General features: G+C 66.8%; 16 protein-coding genes and 1 tRNA gene. All 17 read left to right on the forward strand.

Going from position 1 to position 19,241, the window contains the following annotated elements; translation table 11 throughout:
• The first annotated feature begins 26 nt into the window (after positions 1-26).
• The 17 genes from V6B97_RS02350 (at position 27) to V6B97_RS02430 (ending at position 19,237) form a co-directional block, all read left to right on the forward strand.
• Positions 27-410, forward strand: a complete 384-nt coding sequence (locus tag V6B97_RS02350; protein WP_333504973.1) for a YraN family protein — start codon at positions 27-29, stop codon at positions 408-410.
• Positions 352-1,191, forward strand: coding sequence for a 16S rRNA (cytidine(1402)-2'-O)-methyltransferase (gene rsmI / locus V6B97_RS02355; protein ID WP_333504880.1), 840 nt, complete (start codon positions 352-354; stop codon positions 1,189-1,191). Before V6B97_RS02350 ends, rsmI begins: the two co-directional genes overlap by 59 nt.
• 98 nt (positions 1,192-1,289) lie before the next feature.
• Positions 1,290-2,069: a PTS system mannose/fructose/sorbose family transporter subunit IID gene (locus tag V6B97_RS02360; protein WP_333504881.1), complete on the forward strand. Its 780-nt coding sequence runs from the start codon at positions 1,290-1,292 to the stop codon at positions 2,067-2,069.
• A gap of 70 nt (positions 2,070-2,139) precedes the next feature.
• The gene (locus V6B97_RS02365; RefSeq protein WP_333504882.1) at positions 2,140-2,436 is read left to right on the forward strand and encodes an HPr family phosphocarrier protein; all 297 of its coding nucleotides are present in this window, start codon (positions 2,140-2,142) and stop codon (positions 2,434-2,436) included.
• Positions 2,437-2,439: 3 nt separating this feature from the next.
• Entirely contained in the window at positions 2,440-4,215 is a 1,776-nt protein-coding gene (gene ptsP / locus V6B97_RS02370; RefSeq protein WP_333504883.1) for a phosphoenolpyruvate--protein phosphotransferase, read from the forward strand.
• A gap of 985 nt (positions 4,216-5,200) precedes the next feature.
• Positions 5,201-5,662, forward strand: coding sequence for an SsrA-binding protein SmpB (smpB, locus tag V6B97_RS02375; protein WP_333504884.1), 462 nt, complete (start codon positions 5,201-5,203; stop codon positions 5,660-5,662).
• 117 nt (positions 5,663-5,779) lie between these two features.
• The gene (locus tag V6B97_RS02380) at positions 5,780-7,192 is read left to right on the forward strand and encodes an FAD-binding oxidoreductase (protein ID WP_333504885.1); all 1,413 of its coding nucleotides are present in this window, start codon (positions 5,780-5,782) and stop codon (positions 7,190-7,192) included.
• Between the two features lie 45 nt (positions 7,193-7,237).
• Positions 7,238-8,644, forward strand: a complete 1,407-nt coding sequence (locus V6B97_RS02385; RefSeq protein ID WP_333504886.1) for a (Fe-S)-binding protein — start codon at positions 7,238-7,240, stop codon at positions 8,642-8,644.
• Positions 8,645-9,009: 365 nt separating this feature from the next.
• Positions 9,010-11,544 (forward strand): preprotein translocase subunit SecA, encoded by a 2,535-nt coding sequence (secA, locus tag V6B97_RS02390; RefSeq protein ID WP_333504887.1) that lies wholly within the window; start codon positions 9,010-9,012, stop codon positions 11,542-11,544.
• A 251-nt stretch (positions 11,545-11,795) separates the two neighbouring features.
• Positions 11,796-13,046, forward strand: a complete 1,251-nt coding sequence (gene argJ / locus V6B97_RS02395) for a bifunctional glutamate N-acetyltransferase/amino-acid acetyltransferase ArgJ (protein WP_333504888.1) — start codon at positions 11,796-11,798, stop codon at positions 13,044-13,046.
• A gap of 117 nt (positions 13,047-13,163) precedes the next feature.
• Positions 13,164-13,256: transfer RNA gene (locus V6B97_RS02400), tRNA-Ser, on the forward strand.
• A gap of 247 nt (positions 13,257-13,503) precedes the next feature.
• The gene (locus tag V6B97_RS02405) at positions 13,504-15,429 is read left to right on the forward strand and encodes a site-specific integrase (RefSeq protein ID WP_333504889.1); all 1,926 of its coding nucleotides are present in this window, start codon (positions 13,504-13,506) and stop codon (positions 15,427-15,429) included.
• Positions 15,430-15,630: 201 nt separating this feature from the next.
• The gene (locus V6B97_RS02410) at positions 15,631-16,029 is read left to right on the forward strand and encodes a hypothetical protein (RefSeq protein ID WP_333504890.1); all 399 of its coding nucleotides are present in this window, start codon (positions 15,631-15,633) and stop codon (positions 16,027-16,029) included.
• 766 nt (positions 16,030-16,795) lie between these two features.
• Positions 16,796-17,257 carry a hypothetical protein gene (locus tag V6B97_RS02415; RefSeq protein WP_333504891.1) on the forward strand — a complete coding sequence of 154 codons (462 nt, stop codon included), beginning with the start codon at positions 16,796-16,798 and terminating at the stop codon, positions 17,255-17,257.
• A gap of 14 nt (positions 17,258-17,271) precedes the next feature.
• Positions 17,272-17,691: a hypothetical protein gene (locus tag V6B97_RS02420; protein ID WP_333504892.1), complete on the forward strand. Its 420-nt coding sequence runs from the start codon at positions 17,272-17,274 to the stop codon at positions 17,689-17,691.
• A 24-nt stretch (positions 17,692-17,715) separates the two neighbouring features.
• A complete protein-coding gene (locus V6B97_RS02425) occupies positions 17,716-18,297 on the forward strand; it encodes a virion core protein, T7 gp14 family (RefSeq protein ID WP_333504893.1) in 582 nt (193 codons plus the stop codon).
• Between the two features lie 397 nt (positions 18,298-18,694).
• Positions 18,695-19,237, forward strand: a complete 543-nt coding sequence (locus V6B97_RS02430) for a KilA-N domain-containing protein (RefSeq protein ID WP_333504894.1) — start codon at positions 18,695-18,697, stop codon at positions 19,235-19,237.
• Positions 19,238-19,241: the final 4 nt, after the last annotated feature.

Genomic DNA, 19,241 nt, shown 5'->3' on the forward strand with positions numbered 1-19,241 from the left:
CCGCTACCGCCACCGGCAATGCAGCCATTGGGGCGCGGGGCGAGGAGGCCGCGGCCCGCCTGCTTGCCGAACGCGGCCTGCGGGTGCTGGCCCGCAACTGGCGGCACGGCGGCCTGGAACTGGACATCGTCTGCGACGACCGGGGCACGCTGGTCTTCGTGGAAGTGAAGACCCGCGCCGCCAGCGGCCCCGCCCGGCCCGACGAGGCGCTGACCCCGGCCAAGCGCGGCAAGCTGGTGCGTGCCGCCCGGCAGTATCTGGCCGCCCACGACGCCTGGGACCGGCCGTGCCGTTTCGACCTCGTGTGCGTGGTGCACGACGGGGCAACCCTGACGCTGGAGCACTACCCCCATGCCTTCGACCTCACCGCGTCTCTGGGTGGTGGCGACGCCGCTTGGCAACCCTGGTGACCTGTCGCCCCGCGCCCGCGAAGTACTGACCCAGGCCACTCTGGTGCTGGCCGAGGACACCCGGCGCGCCGGGCAGCTGTTCGCCCGTTGCGGCATGTCCGCCCAGCGGTTCATGAGCTTTCACGACCACAACGAGGAAGAGCGCCTCCCGCGCATCCTCGACGAATTGCGGGCCGACGCGCGCATCGCGCTCATCTCCGACGCGGGCATGCCGCTCATGGCCGACCCCGGCTTCCGGCTGGTGCGGGCCTGCCGGGCGGAAGGCATCGACGTTTCGGTGCTGCCCGGCCCCTCGGCCCCGGTCACGGCGCTGGCGGGCAGCGGCATCGCGCCGCAGCCGTTCACCTTCCTGGGATTTCCGCCGCGCAAGCGGTCCGACGTGGAAAGGCTGTTCGCGGAATACGCCGCCGTGCGCACCACCCTGGTGTTTTTCGAACGCAAGGACCGGCTGGCCGATACGCTTGACGCCGCCTACACCGCGTTGGGCCCGCGCGAGTGCTGCATCGCGCGGGAATTGACCAAGCCCCACGAGGAGTTTATCCTTCTACGGCTGGAAAACAGGGCGCAGCTGACCCGTGAATTGCTTGGAGAAATCACGGTAGTCATCGGTCCTCCGGAATCCGTGACCGCCACCCCGCGCGCGGAGGTGCTGGCCCTGCTGGCGGACGAGGCCGGGGCCGCCCCCGGCGAGAAGCCGCGCGAACTGGCCCGCCGGGTGCATGAGGCCACCCGGGGCTGGACGGTGAAGGACATCTACAAATTGTTGCAGGACAACCGCTAGGGGCTGTTTCCCGGCGAACACGCCCCCGGCCAAACCTGGCCGGTCCAAACCAACCCGGCCGAACCCGCAACACGACAACGGCCTTGCCACGGTGCCCCATGCCCACGCCCGCCCCCTCCATGCCCGACGCCAAGACCCTGCTGCTGTGCTTTCTGCGGTCGTATCTCGTGGGCGCGGCGTTCAACACGCGGGGGCACCAGAACATCGGCATCGTGTTCGCCATGGAGCCGGGGCTGGCCGCCATCTACCCCGACCCGCGCGCCCGGCGCGAGGCGCGCAAGCGCTACCTGCGCCATTTCAACACCCACCCGTTCTGGGCGCCGCTGCTGGTGGGCACCTTCCTGTCGCTGGAGGCGCGCATCGCCCGCGGAACCTTTCCGGCAGAGGTGTTGCGCAGCCTGAAGGACACCACCGTGTACACCCTGTCGGCCATCGGCGATTCGGTGTTCGGCGGCAGCATGCTGGTGTTCTGGTCGCTGACCACCTGCGCGCTGGTGGTTTCGGGCAACAACGGCGCGGCATTCCTGTGGAGCCTGATGCTGTTCGTCTCGTTGCAGGTGTTCAAGCTGTTCACCTTCGCGGCGGGCCTGCGCGAAGGGCTGAAGGTGCTGCAACGGCTGAAGCAGTGGGACCTCATCAACTGGGGCGAAAAGCTGAAGCTGTGCAACGCCGTGGTGCTGGTCGGCCTGTTGTGGCTGATCTGGCCGCACCACCAGCACGCCACGCGCTGGACGCTGTCCGCGCTGCTGCTCATGCTGGCCTCGTGGCTGATCGGCCGCTTTCATGTTTCGCGCATCTTTCTGGCCGTCTGCGCCACCGCCGCGGCCTTCGCCCTGCCCTGGGCCGATGACTGGATGCCTATGCCCTGGGGCTTCTAGGGGGATGTTGGGCGCACCGCCGCCCGCACCATGAACCATACCGGCGCCCTGGCCGGACAGGATACACGACGTGCAGGAACCCATAGAAGAGACGCAGGAAGGACTTACCGTGACGGTGTGCGTGGTCAACGACCAGGGCCTGCACGCCAGACCGGCCGCCCGCCTGGCCCAGGAAGCGCAAAAGTTCGGCGCGGAACTCTTTCTTGCCATGGACGGCATGGAAGTGGACGCCAAGAGCATTCTGGACATCCTCTCCCTGGCCGCCGCCAAGGGCACCCGGCTTACCCTGCGCGGCGTGGGCGCCGATGCGCGCCACGCCTTGGAGCACCTTTCCGCCTTGTTCAGCAACCGCTTTCGCGAGGAGTAGCCGGTGGCGCGCGAAATTCTGCAGGGCATAGCCGTTTCGGCGGGCGTTTCCATCGGCAAGGCGTTCTTCACCAACCGCCGCCGCAGGAGCGTCTCGTTCGAGATCATCCCGCCCGGCGCGGCGGATTCGGAGGTGGCCCGTCTGGAGCAGGCCGCCGCCGACGTGCGCGAGGATCTTGCCCGCGCCCGCGACAACGTGCCCGCCGAACTGCGCGACCACGCCGCGATCATCAATTCGCACATGATGATCTGCCAGGATCCCAAGCTGATCCGCGCCGCCTCGCAACGCATCCGCGATCACCACATCTGCGCCGAATGGGCCCTGGACCAGGCGGTGGACGCCATCGCCGCCGCGTTCTCGGCCATCGAGGACCCGTACATCCGCGAGCGCGTGCAGGACGTGCGCGCCGTGGCCGAACGCATCCAGGCCCGCCTTGTGGGCCGCCTCGCCGAGCCCCTGCGCACCCCGGACGAGCGCATCGTGCTCATGGCCCACGACCTGACCCCGGCCGACGCCATGGGCCTGCCGGTGTTCAAGATCATGTCCTTCGCCACGGCCGAGGGCGGCAAGACCTCGCACACCGGCATCCTGGCGCGCAGCCTGCAGATTCCCGCCGTGGTCGGCGTCTCGTCGCTGGAGGAATCCGTGGCCGACGGCGACCTGGTCATCGTGGACGCCCTGCGCGGCCTCATCCTGGTGGACCCGGACGAGGCGGAACTGGCCGACTACACCGACCTCAAGTACCAGTTCGAGAACTACCAGAAGTCCATCCGCCGCCAGTCCACCCTGCCCGCGGAAACCCTGGACGGCTACCGCATCGACGTGCAGGCCAACATCGAGCTGGTGGAGGAAGTGCCCCAGGTGCTGGACGGCGGCGGGGACGGCGTGGGCCTGTACCGCACCGAATACGCCTTCCTGAACCGCCGCACCTCGCCCACCGAGGAAGAGCTGTACGAAGAGTATGCCCAGTTGGCCAGCCTGCTTTCCCCCCGGCGGGTGGTGTTCCGCACGCTGGACGTGGGCGCGGACAAGATGCTGGCCGAGCAGAGCCAGTTGGAGGAACCCAACCCGGCCCTGGGCCTGCGGGCCATCCGCTTCTGCCTGCGCCACCAGGACGTGTTCCGGCGGCAGTTGCGGGCCATCCTGCGGGCCAGCGCGCACGGTTCCGCGTCGCTGCTGTTCCCCATGATCTCGGGGCTGCACGAACTGCGGCAGGCCAAGCACATCCTGAACGAAGTGCGCGCCGAACTGGACGCGGCGGGCCAGCCCTACGACCCGGACATGCCCGTGGGCATCATGGTGGAACTGCCCTCCGCCGTGCTGATTTCCGAGGCGCTGGCGCAGGAAGTGGACTTCTTCAGCATCGGCACCAACGACCTGATCCAGTATTCGCTGGGCATCGACCGGGGCAACAAGCACGTCTCCTATCTGTACCAGCCGCTGCACCCGGCCATCGTGCGGTCCATCAAGTACGTGGTGGATTCGGCCCACCGCATGGGCATATCCGTGTGCGTGTGCGGCGAGGTGGCGTCCGACCCGTACTGCCTGCCCATCCTGCTGGGCATGCAGATCGACGCCATATCCATCGCCCCGCAGGCCATACCGGGCATCAAGCACATTCTGCGGCGCACCAACATGGAAGAATGCAAGGAACTGTTGCGCGACGTGCTGAGCGCGTCCACCGTCTCGACCATCAACCGCATGGTGAAGGAGACGATTTACAACCGGTTCCCGGAAGAGTTGACCTTCTTCTCGTCCATGCTGGACCAGGATGATTAGGGGCTGACGACTTCCCCACAGGGGAGGAAGAGATTGTGCCCGGTTGGGCACGGCCTCTACGAAGACACTCCAGCGCTGTTGATAACGCTCGATCTCGTTATGCCTCCGGCGGGGTTGAGCGGGGTTGTGCGCGGTTGGGCACGGCCTCTACGAAGACAGTCCTGCCCTGCTGACCACGCTCGATTTCGTTATGCCTCCGGCGGGCAAGGGGCCATTGAACGATGGCCCCTTGCATCCCCGCGTTCCAGGGGGCGCTGCCCCCTGAACCCCCGACGTTTCATGCGCCGCATTCTTACGCCGGGCAGCTTCCCTGCGGCGCTGTGCGCCTCCGGGCGATCTGCCCGTCTGAATGCGTACGCGCGCAATGCTCCCGCTGGTACAGCCACGCGGGGGTGCCCTTACCCAATCCCTCGTTGCGACGCATGTGCCGCCGCCAAAGCCCGGCGTCACACGCTTCTACGCACGTCACGTTTCCTTCGTACCAAACCTATCCTGCCCCACGATATTTGGGATACCGACACCCAAGCTTTGCCAAGCCACCGGGAGCCATGCGCGCATTGGCGGCACCGGCGGCAGATCGCCCGGAGGCGCCCCGCGCCGGAGGGAAGCTGCCGCCGAAGGGACGCCGCGCAGGAAAACATGGGGGGACCAGGGGGGCAGCGCCCCCCGGAGCGCGGGGGTGCAGGGGGCCGCCGCTCAGCGGCCCCTTGCCCGCCGGAGGCATAACGAAATCGAGCGTGGTCAGCAGGGCAGGACTGTCTTCGTAGAAGCCGCGCCCAACCACGCACAACATTTCCACCTCCCCCTATCCCCCTTCCCCCCAACCCTTGCCAATCTCCTCAATTTCTGGTCTTGAAACCCCTTGCGCGCCACGTCATCGCGCGGCACCCGGCGCACGTTTCGCCGCCGCAGCCACCGCCATCCCCTCCCCCGATGGCCCATCCCTCCCCGCGCGCCAGCAACCGCACGAACATTCCCCAAACATATGAGCAAGAAACCCTCTCCCGCCCTCATCGCCCAGAACAAGAAGGCCCGGCACCTCTACGAACTCGACGACTTCATGGAGGCGGGCCTCGTGCTGACCGGCTCGGAGGTCAAGAGCCTGCGCGCGGGCCACGTGAACTTCCGCGACAGCTACGTGGACTTCCGCAACGGCGAGGCGTTCCTCATCGGGCTGCACATCGCCCCATACGACAACGCGGGCTACGCCCAGCACGACCCCGACCGCGACCGCAAGCTGCTGCTGCATGCCAGGCAGATCGACACGCTGGCCTTGCGCGTGGCGCAGAAGGGCCTGACCGTGGTGCCGGTGAACCTGCACTTCAGCAAGGGCCGGGTGAAGGTGGAAATCGCCGTGGGGCGCGGCAAGAAGCTGCACGACCAGCGCGAGGACCTCAAGCGCCGCGCCGCCGACCGGGATACCGAGCGAGAGCTGGCCCGATTCTAGGCAACCGTGACGGGGACGTCGCCGCCACCGCCGCCCCGCCGTTTCCGTTTCCCCCTTTTCCCTTCCCTCCGGCCATCTTTCAGCCAATCTCCAACCGCATCAGCCCCGGGTAGTTTCGTGTCCACGCAAGCCCCCCATCTCACCGCCACGCAGGAACGTTCCCTGCGGGACATCTTTCCCGGCGATTCGCTGCTGCTCGCACCGGAGCAGACCCTGATCTTCGCCACCGACGCGGGCCGCCGCATGGGCACCCCGCTGGCCGTGGTGCGCCCCGCCACCGAAGCGCAGGTGGTGGAACTGCTGCGCCTGGCCCAGGCGGAACACCTGCCCGTGTACGCGCGGGGCCGCGCCTCCAACCAGGTGGGCGCGTGCGTGCCCGCCCGGCCGGGCATCGTGGTCTCGCTGCTGCACATGAACCGCATCCTCGACATCGCGGACGACGACTTCGTGGCCGAGGTGGAGCCGGGGGTGGTCACCTCCGACCTGCAACGCGCCGTGGAGGCGCGCGGCCTGTTCTACCCGCCGGACCCGGCCAGCATCGACATTTCCACCATCGGCGGCAATGTGGCCACCTGCGCGGGCGGCATGCGCGCCCTGAAGTACGGCGTCACCCGCGAATACGTGCTGGGGCTGACGGCGGTGCTGCCCGGCGGCAGGGTGCTGCGCACCGGGGGCCGCTGCCACAAAAACGTGGTGGGGCTGGACCTCACCCGCCTGTTCGTGGGCTCGGAAGGCACGCTGGGCATCGTCACCCGCATCGCGCTCAAGCTGCTGCCCCTGCCGCAGGCCACGGCCACCCTGCTGGCCGGGTTCTCGTCCATGGAAGCGGCCATGCACGGGGTGCGGCGCATCTTCCGCGCGGGCATCCTGCCGGTGGCGCTGGAATTCCTGAGCCCGGAAGTGCTGGACTGCGTGGCCCGCCGCCAGACGCCCCCGTGGCCCGACTCCGTGCGCGGCGCGCTGCTGATCCGCCTGGACGGCAGCCGCGAATCGCTGCCGCTGGAAGTACGCCGCATGCACGACGCCCTGCACGTAACGGATGGCGCCCCCGGCAACGAACCGCCGGTGTGGTCCGCCCACGGCGTGGGCCGCGACGAGGAAGAACCCCTGTGGGCCATGCGGCGCGGCATCAGCCCGTCATCATACCTGGTGCGGCCCAACAAGATCGGCGAGGACATCGCCGTGCCACGCGGCCGCCTGCTGGACGCGCTGACCGGCATCCGGGCCATCGCGCAGGCCCACGACCTGCCCATCCTCACCTACGGTCACGTGGGCGACGGCAACATCCACGTGAACATCATGTACGACGGGGCCGACCCGTCGGAGGTCACCCGTGCCGACGCCGCCACCGTGGAGGTCATGCGCCTTGTCCGCTCCATGGACGGCACCCTTTCCGGCGAACACGGCGTGGGCATGGCCAAGAAGGAATTCCTGCACCTGCAACTTTCGCCGCTGGAAACGGAACTGATGCGCCAGGTGAAGCACGCCTTCGACCCGCTGGGGATCATGAATCCCGACAAGGCATACTAGGGGCACTTCCGCAGCGTTTCTTCACACACCACGCGGCAACACATCATGAGCACGGACACCACTCCCATATCCACGGCCACGCCGGACGACACCGCGCACGGCGACGCCCCCGAACGGCCCCGCGCCTGCCTGCTGTGCGGCCAGTGCACGGCCGTGTGCCCCGCCTTCCTGACCACCGGGCGGGAGGAACTTTCGCCCCGCGCCAAGCACCTGGTGTTCGCCGCCCTGCGCGACGAGCCGGGACGCCTCGGCCTGAAGCCCGCGCGCGAACTGGCCGACCGCTGCCTGTCCTGCGGGCGCTGCGCGGCCATCTGTCCGCAGGGGCTGTCGGTGCCGCAGGCGCTGGCCGCCCTGCGCGCCAAACACCCCAACTGGCAGCAGTGGCTGTGGAAGCAGTGGATCGAACACGGCCGCCTGCTGTGGCCCGCGCTGGCCCAAATGACCCGCGTGGTGCCCGGCGCCGTGGTGCCGGGAGGCGTGCAGCACATACTGCGCTCCGCCGCCGCCATGCTGCCCCCGCCGCCGCCCGCCCCGTGGATAGTGGCGGACAGGGATGAGCACGACCGGGCGACACCGGACACCCTGCGCAACGGCGACGGCCAGAACGAGGCAGGGGACGAAACGCGGGACGAAACGCGCGGCGACGCCCCCCGTCCCCCGGCCATGCTCTTTGCCGGGTGCACGGCCCGGCGCATCCGCCCCCGCTGGAAGGACACGGCCCGCGCCCTGCTGCGCTGGCTGGGCCACCCCGCGCCCGCCCAAGGCGACGAGGACGCCTTCACCTGTTGCGGCTCAACGCTGGAGCACGCGGGCATCCCGGACGCCGCCGCTGCGGCCCGCGCCCGCAACCTGGATGCCTGGCGCGCCGCGGGCCGCCCGCTGCTGGTCACCTTCTGCGCCACCTGCCACCACGGCCTGGCCGAATACCCCGGCCACGCCGACCTGGACTGGCAGGAGGGCGAACGCGAGGCGTGGACCGCCGCCCTGCGCCCCCTGTCCACCCTGTGGGGCAAGGCCGCGTTCCGCGTCACCGGTGACGCCCCGGCCCTGCCCGAACCCGGCGCCCCCGCGCCCGTGCGCTATCACCAGCCCTGCCACCGCAAGGACACGGACCCCGACGCCACATGGCTGCGCGCCCTGCTGGGCGACCGCATGCGCGCCCCCGGCGGGGTGAACTGCTGCGGCATGGGCGGCGTGCTGCAACTGGCCGCGCCCGACCTTTCGCGCACCGTGGCCGACGCCTGCTGGAACGCCCTGCTGCCGGAACGGGCCACCGCATCCGCCCCCGTGTCCACCCCGGTATCTTCCCCGGCGTCTTCGATGGACGCGCAGGCTCCGGAGGTCACCGTACTGACCGGATGCAGCGGCTGCACCCTGCAACTGGCCGCAACCGCGCCCCGCAACGTGCGCGTGCTGCACTGGCTGGACGTGGTGGGCGCTCCGCATTCCTAGTCCGGCCCGCATCCGCGCCGCCCTTCCATGCCACCCCGCCGCGCGCTGCCGGAGACATCCCGCCCCGGCATTCCCCGGCGCGATGTATACGTCACGATTCCCTGTCATTCCGGAATACTGCGTGTGAATTCAAGGTGCGCGCATTGCCAACAGCCGGTATTTGACTTATTTGAGACGGGTTCGGCCACCCGCCGCGCGGCCCATGTTTTCCGTTCCACCGCCGCACGGTGAGCGCCGCGCCATGCGGCCCGCCCGGCACGTCGCCCTTGCGGCCATCGCCAGCCCCGCCCCGCGCGGGGCCTTCCGCGCGGCAACCGGCCTTGGCCGCCCCGCGTTCCCACCGCCTCCATCTTTCGGGAGAAGGAATGTTCGATATCCTGTTCAAAAGCATCTTCGGCTCTTCCAACGACCGCTACATCAAGCGCTGCCGCGCCCGCGTCGAGGCCATCAACGCCCTCGAACCGCAGATGCAGGCCCTTGCCGACGAGGACTTTCCGGCGCGCCTGGCCGAATACCGCGAACAGGCCCAGAACAGCCGCAGCCTGGACGACCTGCTGCCCGAAGTCTTCGCGCTGACGCGCGAGGCGGGCAGGCGCGTCCTGAACATGCGCCACTTCGATGTGCAGTTGGTGGGCGGCATGGTGCTGCACGAAGGCCGCATCGCCGAAATGAAGACCGGTGAAGGCAAGACCCTGGTGGCCACCCTGCCCGTGGTGCTGAACGCCATTTCCGGGCTGGGCGTGCACGTGGTCACCGTCAACGACTACCTGGCCAAACGCGACGCCGCGTGGATGGGCCGCCTGTACAACTTCCTGGGGCTGTCCGTGGGCGTCATCGTGCACGGGCTGACCGACGAGGAGCGCAAGGCCGCCTACGGGTCCGACATCACCTACGGCACCAACAACGAATTCGGCTTCGACTACCTGCGCGACAACATGAAGTTCTACCCGCACCAACTGGTGCAGCGCGAACACAATTTCGCCATCGTGGACGAAGTGGACTCCATCCTCATCGACGAGGCGCGCACCCCGCTGATCATCTCCGGCCCGTCGGAGGATTCCACCGGCCTCTACCGCCGCGTGGACGACATCATCCCCAGGCTTGCGGCCGAAACCCACTTTTCCGTGGACGAAAAGGCCCGCACCGCCACCCTCACCGACGAGGGCGTGGCGAAATGCGAAGAACTGCTGGGCATCGACAACCTGTTCGACCCCGGCAACATCACCTTCCAGCACCACGTGTTGCAGGCCCTGAAGGCCCACCACGTGTTCCGGCGCGACGTGGACTACATCGTCACCCCCGAGGACCAGGTGGTCATCGTGGACGAGTTCACCGGCCGCCTGATGCCGGGCCGCCGCTTCAGCGACGGGCTGCACCAGGCGCTGGAAGCCAAGGAAAAGGTGAAGGTCGAGGCGGAAAACCAGACGCTGGCCTCCATCACCTTCCAGAACTACTTCCGCATGTACAGGAAGCTGGCGGGCATGACCGGCACGGCCGACACCGAGGCCGTGGAATTCCAGCAGATCTACGGGTTGCAGGTCATCACCATCCCGACCAACAAGCCCATGATCCGCCGCGACTACCCGGATTCCATCTACCGCACCCGCCGCGAAAAATTCGACGCCATCGTGGCCGCCATCGGCGAACTGCACCAGAGCGGCCAGCCGGTGCTGGTGGGCACCATCTCCATCGAGACCTCGGAACTGCTTTCGGCCATGCTCAAGAAGGCAGGCGTGCCGCACAACGTGCTGAACGCCAAGCACCACGAGCAGGAAGCGGAAATCGTGGCCCAGGCGGGCCAGCGCGGCAAGGTCACCATCGCCACCAACATGGCCGGCCGAGGCACCGACATCGTGCTGGGCGAAGGCGTGCGCGAACTGGGCGGCCTGCACATCCTGGGCACCGAACGCCACGAAAGCCGCCGCATCGACAACCAGTTGCGCGGCCGCTCCGGCCGTCAGGGCGACCCCGGCTCGTCGCGGTTCTACCTTTCACTGGAAGACGACCTGATGCGCCTGTTCGGGTCCGACCGCATCTCCGGCCTGATGCAGAAGCTGGGCATGGAGGAAGGCGAACCCATCGAAAACCGCATGGTCAGCCGCGCCATCGAAAACGCCCAGAAACGCGTGGAAGGCCACAACTTCGAAATCCGCAAGACGCTGCTGGACTACGACAACGTCATGAACCAGCAGCGCGAGGTCATCTACACCCTGCGCCGCGAAACCATGATGGAGGCGGACCTCGAAGAGACCGCCCTCGAATTCATGGACGACCTGTTCGACGAAATCTACGGCGACGCGGAGCAGGGCAAGGGCGGCGAGGGCGACGACGCCAGGGCCTATGCCCTGGCCCGCCTGCGCGACGTGTTCAACATCACCCGCGTGCTGCCCCTTGCCGACGGCAACCTGCCCGACCGCGAAACCGCGCGCGGCGCCGTGCTGTCCATACTGGAAGAACTGAAGCGCGACACCGGCGAGGTGTACCGCGACATCCTGCGCTTCTTCCTGCTGGAGGAAGTGGACCGCTGCTGGAAGGAACACCTGCTGAACATGGACCACCTGCGCGACGGCATCGGCCTGCGCGGGTACGGCCAGCGCGACCCCAAGCAGGAATACAAGCGCGAGGGCTTCTCGCTGTTCCAGGACATGCTGTTCCGCGTGCGCGAAAACCTGTTCCGCGCCCTGACCCGCCTGCGCATCCAGCGCGAGGAGCAGGCGCCGCCGGAAGAACTGAAGCAGGAATTCAAGCACAAGGAAGAGCCCAAGAGCCTGAACTATTCCGGTGCGCAGAAGGAAACCCCGTCCGCGACGCCCGAGCGACGAGCCGAGCCCAAAGTCGGCCGCAACGACCCGTGCCCCTGCGGCAGCGGCCAGAAGTACAAGAAGTGCTGCGGCGCATGACGCGCCCCACGGCACTGTCGCACACACAGGGGCGGCGCGGGAGTTCCCGCGCCGCCCTTCACTTTTCCGGGACTTGCCCGTAATACGAACGGCGTGCACCGCTGCACGCCGGATTGTGCGCCAACCGCGCGCCACCGTGCGTCACGGCATGTCATGTCATGCCGATCATGCCGAATGCGCGCCGCCACGGACGCCAGCGGGCACCCCACGCACCCGCCAACCGGCCCGACGGGCCGAACACGGAGCCCACCATGGAACCGAACAGGGCCAGCAACCACACCCCCGCCGCCACCCCCGCCACCGCCCAAGAAGCCCCCGCCACCTGCGCGGCTCCCAAGGGCTTCCGCTTCGCCACCACGGGGGCCGGGTTCCGAAAGTCGGGTCGTGACGACCTGGCCCTGGTGGTCAGCGACACCCCCGCCGTGGCTGCCGCCGTGTTCACCAAGAACCTGTTCCAGGCCGCTCCGGTGCTGGTGGCGCGCGACATCCTGGCCCGCGCGCCCAAGGCCCGCGCGGTGCTGATCAATTCCGGCCAGGCCAACGCCTGCACCGGCGACGAGGGCCTGGCCAACTGCCGCGCCACGCTGGAACTGGTGGCCGCCGCCACCGGCCTTGCGCCGCAGGACATCCTGCCCGCGTCAACGGGCGTCATCGGCGCGCAACTGGCGATGGACAAGTGGTCCGCCGCCGTGCCCGCCCTGGCCGCGGACCTTGGCAGGAAGGGTCCGGAAGACTTCGCCAGGGCCATCATGACCACCGACGCCTTTCCCAAATTCGCCTCGCGCACGGTGGAGCTTTCCGGCGGCACGGTGACCCTGGCGGGCATGGCCAAGGGCGCGGGCATGATCTGCCCGAACATGGCCACCATGCTGGCCACCGTGCTGTGCGACGCCGACGTGGAGCCCGCCGCCTGGCAGGCCCTGTTCCGCGACGCGGTGGACGCCACCTTCAACCGCGTGACCGTGGACGGCGACACCTCCACCAACGACACCGTGTTCGGCCTGACCAACGGCGCCTCGGGCGTGTCCGCGCGCGGCGCGGACCTGGCCGTGCTGGGCGCGGCGCTTACCGGCGTGCTGGGCGAGGTGGCCTACATGCTGGTAAAGGACGGCGAAGGCGCCACCAAGGTCATCCACATCAACGTGGCGGGCGCGCGCGACGACGCCGACGCGGAACTGGCCGCGCGCACCGTGGGCCATTCGCAACTGGTGAAGACGGCCATGTACGGCCGCGACGCCAACTGGGGCCGCATCGTGGCGGCGCTGGGCCGCAGCGGGGCCGTCTTCAACCCGGCGGCGGTCATCGTGTCCCTGTGCGGGGTGGAACTGTTCCGGGGCGGACAGCCCACCAACCTGGACTTCGACGCCCTGCTCAGGGAACCGCTGGCCGGGCGCGACATCGTGGTCAACATCATGCTGGGCAACGGGCCGGGCAGCTACCGCCTGCTGGCCTCGGACCTGACCCACGACTACGTCAGCTGCAACGCCGACTACCGCAGCTAGCGGCAGGCGACGCCGCCCCGCCGTGGTTTCCGACCCATGAATCTGGCCCGCGTGCTTGACAGCGCGCCCGCCAACCGGGTACACACGCTTTCTCGCGCGGCTTGTCCGCGCGACAACGGAGAGGTGGCCGAGCGGCCGAAGGCGCTCCCCTGCTAAGGGAGTATACGGGCAAAACCTGTATCGAGAGTTCAAATCTCTCCCTCTCCGCCAGTGAAAGTCAACCATCTAGAATGGTTGCAATATCCCGACGGCGGGGGCTTCAGGTCCTTGTGGATACACCACACGGATACAAACTGGAGCCTCCGCCGTGTCGCTTTTCCAGTCCTCCCCGCCGCCCCTTCCTGCGCCATTACCTTGCACTCTCGGCCAGCAGGCCCCCATTAGGTCCCACTATCGGACCAGCCGCCCACCGCGCGGCCCTCGCTCCACCCTGTCCACGTCAGCACCCGGCTACCTCGTGCAGCACCGGGGCATCCTCTACTTCCGCTTCCGTGTCCCTGCCGAACTCCGGGCCTGCCTTGGCTGGACCGAGATTCGCCGCAGCCTCGGCACGGCCAGTTTGAGGGAAGCCCGGCCTCGCGCGTTGAAGCTGGCTGCCGTCGTTCATGATCTATTCAACCTCGCAAGAAGGCACACGACGATGATGGAGAACACCACACCCAGTGAGGACATGCGGGAACTGGCCCGCAAGTGGCTGGATAAAGTCCTGCACGACGAATACGAAACCCTCCTGATCCGGAGGCCTGTCAGCACGCCGGGGGAACTCAAGACCCGTGAGGAACAGTCAGCCAACCTCTACCACACGCTCATGGAGGCGCAGAACCGGAAGGACCACCGGCACACCACCGCCACGGCGCGAGAGGTCTTGCTGCGGGCGGGCTATCCGGCCACCGTGTCACAGCGGGGCGATTTCGAGGAAAAAAGCCCACCGAACGACGGCACCCCAACGAATGACCCGACCGGAACCGAATCGCCGCTCTCCGGCCATCCTCGTGCGTCGAGTAACGCCCCCACGGACGGTGCTGGATCGCGGCCCCCTGTCTCCCGCCTTCAGTTCCTCAAGCTCTGCGATGCCCTGCTTCTGGCGCAAGCTGCCGTCATCGAGTCGGCATCTTGCCCGACGTTCGCCGGGGAACTGACCGCCCGGCCTGACTACCGGCTCTCGGCGGTCCGGACCATCATGGACGCCCCCGGATGGCAGGCCACGGCCACGGCACCGCATCCGGCCCCTGATTCAGTCCAGGCATCGACTACCACCGTCACCACCGGGGCAGCACAGGCCATCACCCTGTCAGCGGCGGTCGAGAAGTACATAGCGGCGAAAGACCCCGAACTGGCAGAAGGCAGCAAGCGCAACGTCTTCGTCAACGTCCGCCAGTTCGCGGAGGCGATCACGGAAACGCGAGGCCGGGACGTCACCTTGGCCGAACTCGACCGGGACATGATCCGGGACTATGGCCGCCTCATGGCTGCCCAGCCTGCGAACCCGAAGAGCAGGGAGTACGCCGGTAAACGCCTGCATGCTCTCGCCGCTCTCGACCTTCCGGCGGAAAAACGACTGTCCGCAAAGACGCTGAACACGAAGTTCAACATGGTCCGTTCGCTGCTGAACTGGCTGGAACTGGAATACGGGATCATCGCCAAGCCCCTGAACGCCGCCTTTGTGATCCCGAAGGCGCAGGGGAAGGCCCGCTCATCCCGACGCCCGTTCACCACCGAAGAACTGCAACGGCTCTTCAACCCTCGTTCCTACCTCGCCGCTACCGAGCAATCCCCGGCCTACTTCTGGACGCCCCTGATCGCGCTGTTCACCGGCATGCGCATTGAGGAGATCGCACAACTCCTCGTGACCGACATCCGGCAGGACGATGGCGTGTGGTGCATCGACGTGAACGAGGCCGGAGACGGGAAGCACGTCAAGACCGAGGCGGGGGTCCGTTTGGTTCCAATCCACCCGTTCCTGATCGACGGCCTTGGGTTCCTGCGGTTCGTCGAGGAACAGAAGGCCGCCGGACATCATCGCCTGTTCCCCGACCTCAAGCGCGAGAAACGCGGCAACGTCGGCGGCCCCATCACCACATGGTTCACCCGGTACCGGCGCAAGCTGGGCATCGGCGGGGCGGACGGCGAAATCAGTGATGTCGTCTTCCACAGCTTCCGGCACACGGTATCCACCTACCTGCGGACACGGGCCGGGGCTGACATCCTGATGATTCAAGAGGTCATCGGGCACGATAAGAAAAGCGGCGACATCGGGGTTACCGCTACCTACATCGGCAAGTACCCCACCGCCGCGTTGCGGGATAAGGTCATTGCGGTCCTTCCGTGGGCCGAAGAACTCTCTCTGTCGAAACTCAAGGACAGCACATGGGCAAGAAAATGAGACACAACAAACTATTCAACGATCGTTGAGGATCACCCAGCAAACACAGAAACTGCAACGCTTGCGCCATTCAACGTTCATTGACAATCCCGGAAGCGGGGCGATTCAGGCGTTGACATGTTTCCACCAATTCCGCATACGATCGCGTCATCGCTCATGGCCATCATGATTCCACCATCAACATCACACGGACCATCGACCATGAACACGACACACACCCACACCGCCGCCGCCCTGCTCTGCGACCGTCTGTCCTACTGCCTGTCCGCCGTCCATGCCGTGGATCGGATAGCCTCCCTGCTGGGCCTCCCGCCGTCCACCGTGGCTAACCTGCTGGCCCCGGTCATGGGCAACACGGAGCACGGCAAAGGGCCGGACATCGCCCGCCTCGACACCCTGCTCCACACCGCCAAAGCCTTCGGGCTGATCGAAGAGTACGCCATCTGGGAGACCCCCACCGCCACCGAAGGCCCGGACATCGGAGCACCCCGGATCACCGTCGAGGCCACAGACGCCCAGTGGCTGGAGTACCGGATCATCCTGCCGGGCGCGGAGGTCGTGCTTGCCCTCCCCGGCGCGGGCGAGGCGGCGATGAACTGACCAGCCTACTCCCGCCGGAATCACGCGAGGAAGGCGTATCAGGCCTGATCCTGTCCGGGCATGGCCAACGACCTACCTCGGACAGATTCCCCCCCCCGAACTTGCACGAAAAAAGGCCCGCTGTGTTCTGACGACGCAGTGGGCCTTTTCGCGTTCTGGAGGGCCGGGAGACTGACGACCATCCGGGGGCTGAAACAGCGACCACCCATCGCTATTGATTTCAGTGCATTACAATTAGGTTCCACTATCGGGGCAGAGGCCCGTCCGGGGGCCGGAGCAAAGACCGCCCATCGTCATTGATTCCAGACCATTGCCAATTATCTTGCACTCTCGGGCAAAGGGGAACCTCAAGCCAACCTGTAGGGACACCTTAAGCCAGACTGAAAGGGACTACCTTCAGGGGCTATAAACAAGATGAACTACGACTAACACCTTAAGCCCCACCTGTGGCCCACCTGATGCCAACTAAAGGCATCACCATAGGCCCACCTTCAGGGACGCCGCTGCCGTTGTCGTTCATCGTCCATCCCCGTCACAGACCGCCCCACCAGCTACGCAAGCCTTCCTGTTCCCCTCTCGGTTCAACCGCCTACGGCCTCACGTCTCCCCTCCACCGCGCATGGGGGATGGCGTGAGGTCGTGGGCGGTTCTTGGCGCTCCGGGGCATCCGTACCGCCAGCCCGTGAGGTGGATCAGTCGTCCATGTCGTTCAAGGCCCACCCTGTTCACCAACCCCAACCGCTCTACCGAGAGCAAGGAACACACCATGACCAAGAAGACCGTTATCCAGCCCCACACCCTCGACATCCCCCCGCGAACCTTGGCGGTCTATGACCTGATCCTCGAACCGACGCGGCCCATTGATGTGGATGCCGTATCACGGGAAGACCTTCGGCTTGCGCTCGACAATGCAGCCCGCAGGCTCCACGAGGTAGCGGAGGCCCTCGACCGCGCCGCCGAGGCTGTGAAGGAAGTGATCGATGTTGATGTCGCCTTGGAAGTTGCCCGTTCAGGGGTGACGGTGGCTGACGAGACGATCACTCGCCTCGCCCCGTCTGCCATCGCCGTCATGACGTACCGGGAAGCTGTTGTCGCTGTTCGGGAAGCCGCCGAAGCCACCGAGGCCCGCGCCCAGACCCTGCGGTCGATGGCCCCTGTGCTGAACACCTGCGCAGCCCGGCGTCGTACCCGTGGAACCTGCGCCCTTCGTGGCTGTAAGCGGGCCTAAGGGGGATGGTCGTCATGAATGAACCAACCACGACCACCCAGCGCATGACGGTCGAGCAGGCTGCCGACCACCTCGTGGCCTGTCTGTTCGCCGGGAGTACCCCGCCTCGCTCCATGACCGCCCTTGAGGCCATCCGCCACCACTGCGTCCACGACTGCATGGGCGGTGACCGGCGGGCCGTGGAGGAGTGCGCCGACGCAGGGTGCCCGCTGCATCCCTACCGCTTCGGACGCCGGGCCACGACCTGTCCCCATCGGCCCACACCGGCCATCCGGTCCTTCTGCCTCTACCGCTGCATGGGAGGCGATGCCGAGGCCGTGGTCGGGTGTGAGCTGTCCCCGGACGTCGATCCCCGGTACTCCCCGTGCCACCTCTACCCGTTCCGCTGTGGCTGCAATCCGAACTACGCCGCCGCCACTGCGGGACGGGCATAGGGCGAGGTCGTCATGTGTGGTCTAATGGCTGGCCTCGCCACCTCACTTGCCATCGCTTCCACCGCCGCATCCCTCCACGCCCAGCAGCAGCAGGCCGACGCCCAGGCATCGTACCAATCGGCCATGTCCGACGAGTACGCCCGCACGGCCAAGCTGAACCAAGAGGCGGCCAACAGGGAATACATCGAGGCCGCAGCCGCCGAGCGCATCAACCAGATGCAGCAGCAGGCGTCGGCCTCCGAAGAACTCCAGAAGCTCCAGCAGGAGAAGATACAGAAGCAGGGTCAGGCCCTCGCCTCCAGTGAGGCCGCAGGGACCGCCCTCGACGCACTCATGGCCGACTACGAGCGTTCCGCTGCCCAGAAGCGGGACGTGATCATGCAGCAGCTCGACATGGTGGGCGTCAACGCCGACACCGCCATCAGCGGCTACAAGGACAAGGCCGAGGCCCGCATGAAGTCCCAGTCCAACTACATCGGCTCCCCCATCAACCAGCCGAACTACCTCGGCGGTGCCCTGTCCATCGGCGGCTCGGCGCTGGGGGCCTACGACAAGTACGTCTATCAGCCTGAGCAGAAGGCCAAACGGTCTACCACCGCCCCGTAGTGGTCCTGCTAGATCGTCGTGTTACGGTGGGCCGTTTTTCGATGAAAGACCCCACCCAAGCCGGACGACCTAGACCAACACACGGCCCCGTCCCTCTTCGCCGCTCTCCGGCCATCCTCGTGAGCGGACGGCCCAACCTGCCCGCCTCGCGTGGCCCCATACCCATACGACGCACAACGACGGCCCCTCCACATGTCACCCACTCAAGGGCGGCACACGTGGAGGGGCCGTCGTTGTTCGTGCCGGGCTATCGGCTCTGCAAACGGAAGACGCCTGCTAGGTCAGGACTGACAAGGGAATCACGGCAACCACAGTCGCGTTTCTTCCGCACTATGGTCACCGGAGTTTTGGTCCAGTGAGGAGACGATCACCGCCCGCCACCTGCACCCCCGCCCTCGTGATCAACGACACCGCCATCCGCTTCACCGACGACAAGTTCGTGAACCTGACCGACTTCTGGAAGGCCAGCGGCGCGGAATACAACAAGCGCCCGGCGCATTGGCGCGAAACCGATGAAGCCCAGCGTTTCATCAACGAAGTCAGCAAGAAAGAAAATGTCCGCGTGGCGGACCTTTTCCACATCACCCGTGGCCGCTTCGGTGGCACCTTCGCCCACTGGCAGATCGCCTTGGCCTACGCCAAGTACCTGTCCCCCGAGTTCCACATCCTCTGCAACAACATCATCCGCCGGTTCGTGGAGGAAGAGCAGAACCCCGACATGGCCGTGGACCGCGCCATCTCGGTCACTCTATGTCACAAATGGCGTCGTGGAAATGGCTTCCATGCAGCCTCTCGCTCCCGTTTTTGTCGCTCTTTAGCCGCTTTCTCCCTTTCACGCCCACCCTTCGCATACACCACATGTTCACAAACGCCACACACCCAATGGTATGTCCGCTCGACCATTCTAATTCTCTTCCCTCGATCATCCAGACAAACCTGACAAA

Origin of the sequence: Nitratidesulfovibrio sp. 1201_IL3209 (assembly GCF_036763125.1) — a bacterium.
Lineage (GTDB): Bacteria > Desulfobacterota > Desulfovibrionia > Desulfovibrionales > Desulfovibrionaceae > Cupidesulfovibrio.

What these genes read in the sequence shown, in the direction of transcription:
- V6B97_RS02415 (WP_333504891.1), top strand. Translation starts at nt 16,796, where the DNA reads ATGACCAAGAAGACCGTTATCCAGCCCCACACCCTCGACATCCCCCCG.
- rsmI (WP_333504880.1), top strand. Translation starts at nt 352, where the DNA reads ATGCCTTCGACCTCACCGCGTCTCTGGGTGGTGGCGACGCCGCTTGGC.
- V6B97_RS02425 (WP_333504893.1), top strand. Translation starts at nt 17,716, where the DNA reads ATGGCTGGCCTCGCCACCTCACTTGCCATCGCTTCCACCGCCGCATCC.
- smpB (WP_333504884.1), top strand. Translation starts at nt 5,201, where the DNA reads ATGAGCAAGAAACCCTCTCCCGCCCTCATCGCCCAGAACAAGAAGGCC.
- V6B97_RS02385 (WP_333504886.1), top strand. Translation starts at nt 7,238, where the DNA reads ATGAGCACGGACACCACTCCCATATCCACGGCCACGCCGGACGACACC.
- V6B97_RS02420 (WP_333504892.1), top strand. Translation starts at nt 17,272, where the DNA reads ATGAATGAACCAACCACGACCACCCAGCGCATGACGGTCGAGCAGGCT.
- secA (WP_333504887.1), top strand. Translation starts at nt 9,010, where the DNA reads ATGTTCGATATCCTGTTCAAAAGCATCTTCGGCTCTTCCAACGACCGC.
- V6B97_RS02360 (WP_333504881.1), top strand. Translation starts at nt 1,290, where the DNA reads ATGCCCACGCCCGCCCCCTCCATGCCCGACGCCAAGACCCTGCTGCTG.
- V6B97_RS02410 (WP_333504890.1), top strand. Translation starts at nt 15,631, where the DNA reads ATGAACACGACACACACCCACACCGCCGCCGCCCTGCTCTGCGACCGT.
- argJ (WP_333504888.1), top strand. Translation starts at nt 11,796, where the DNA reads ATGGAACCGAACAGGGCCAGCAACCACACCCCCGCCGCCACCCCCGCC.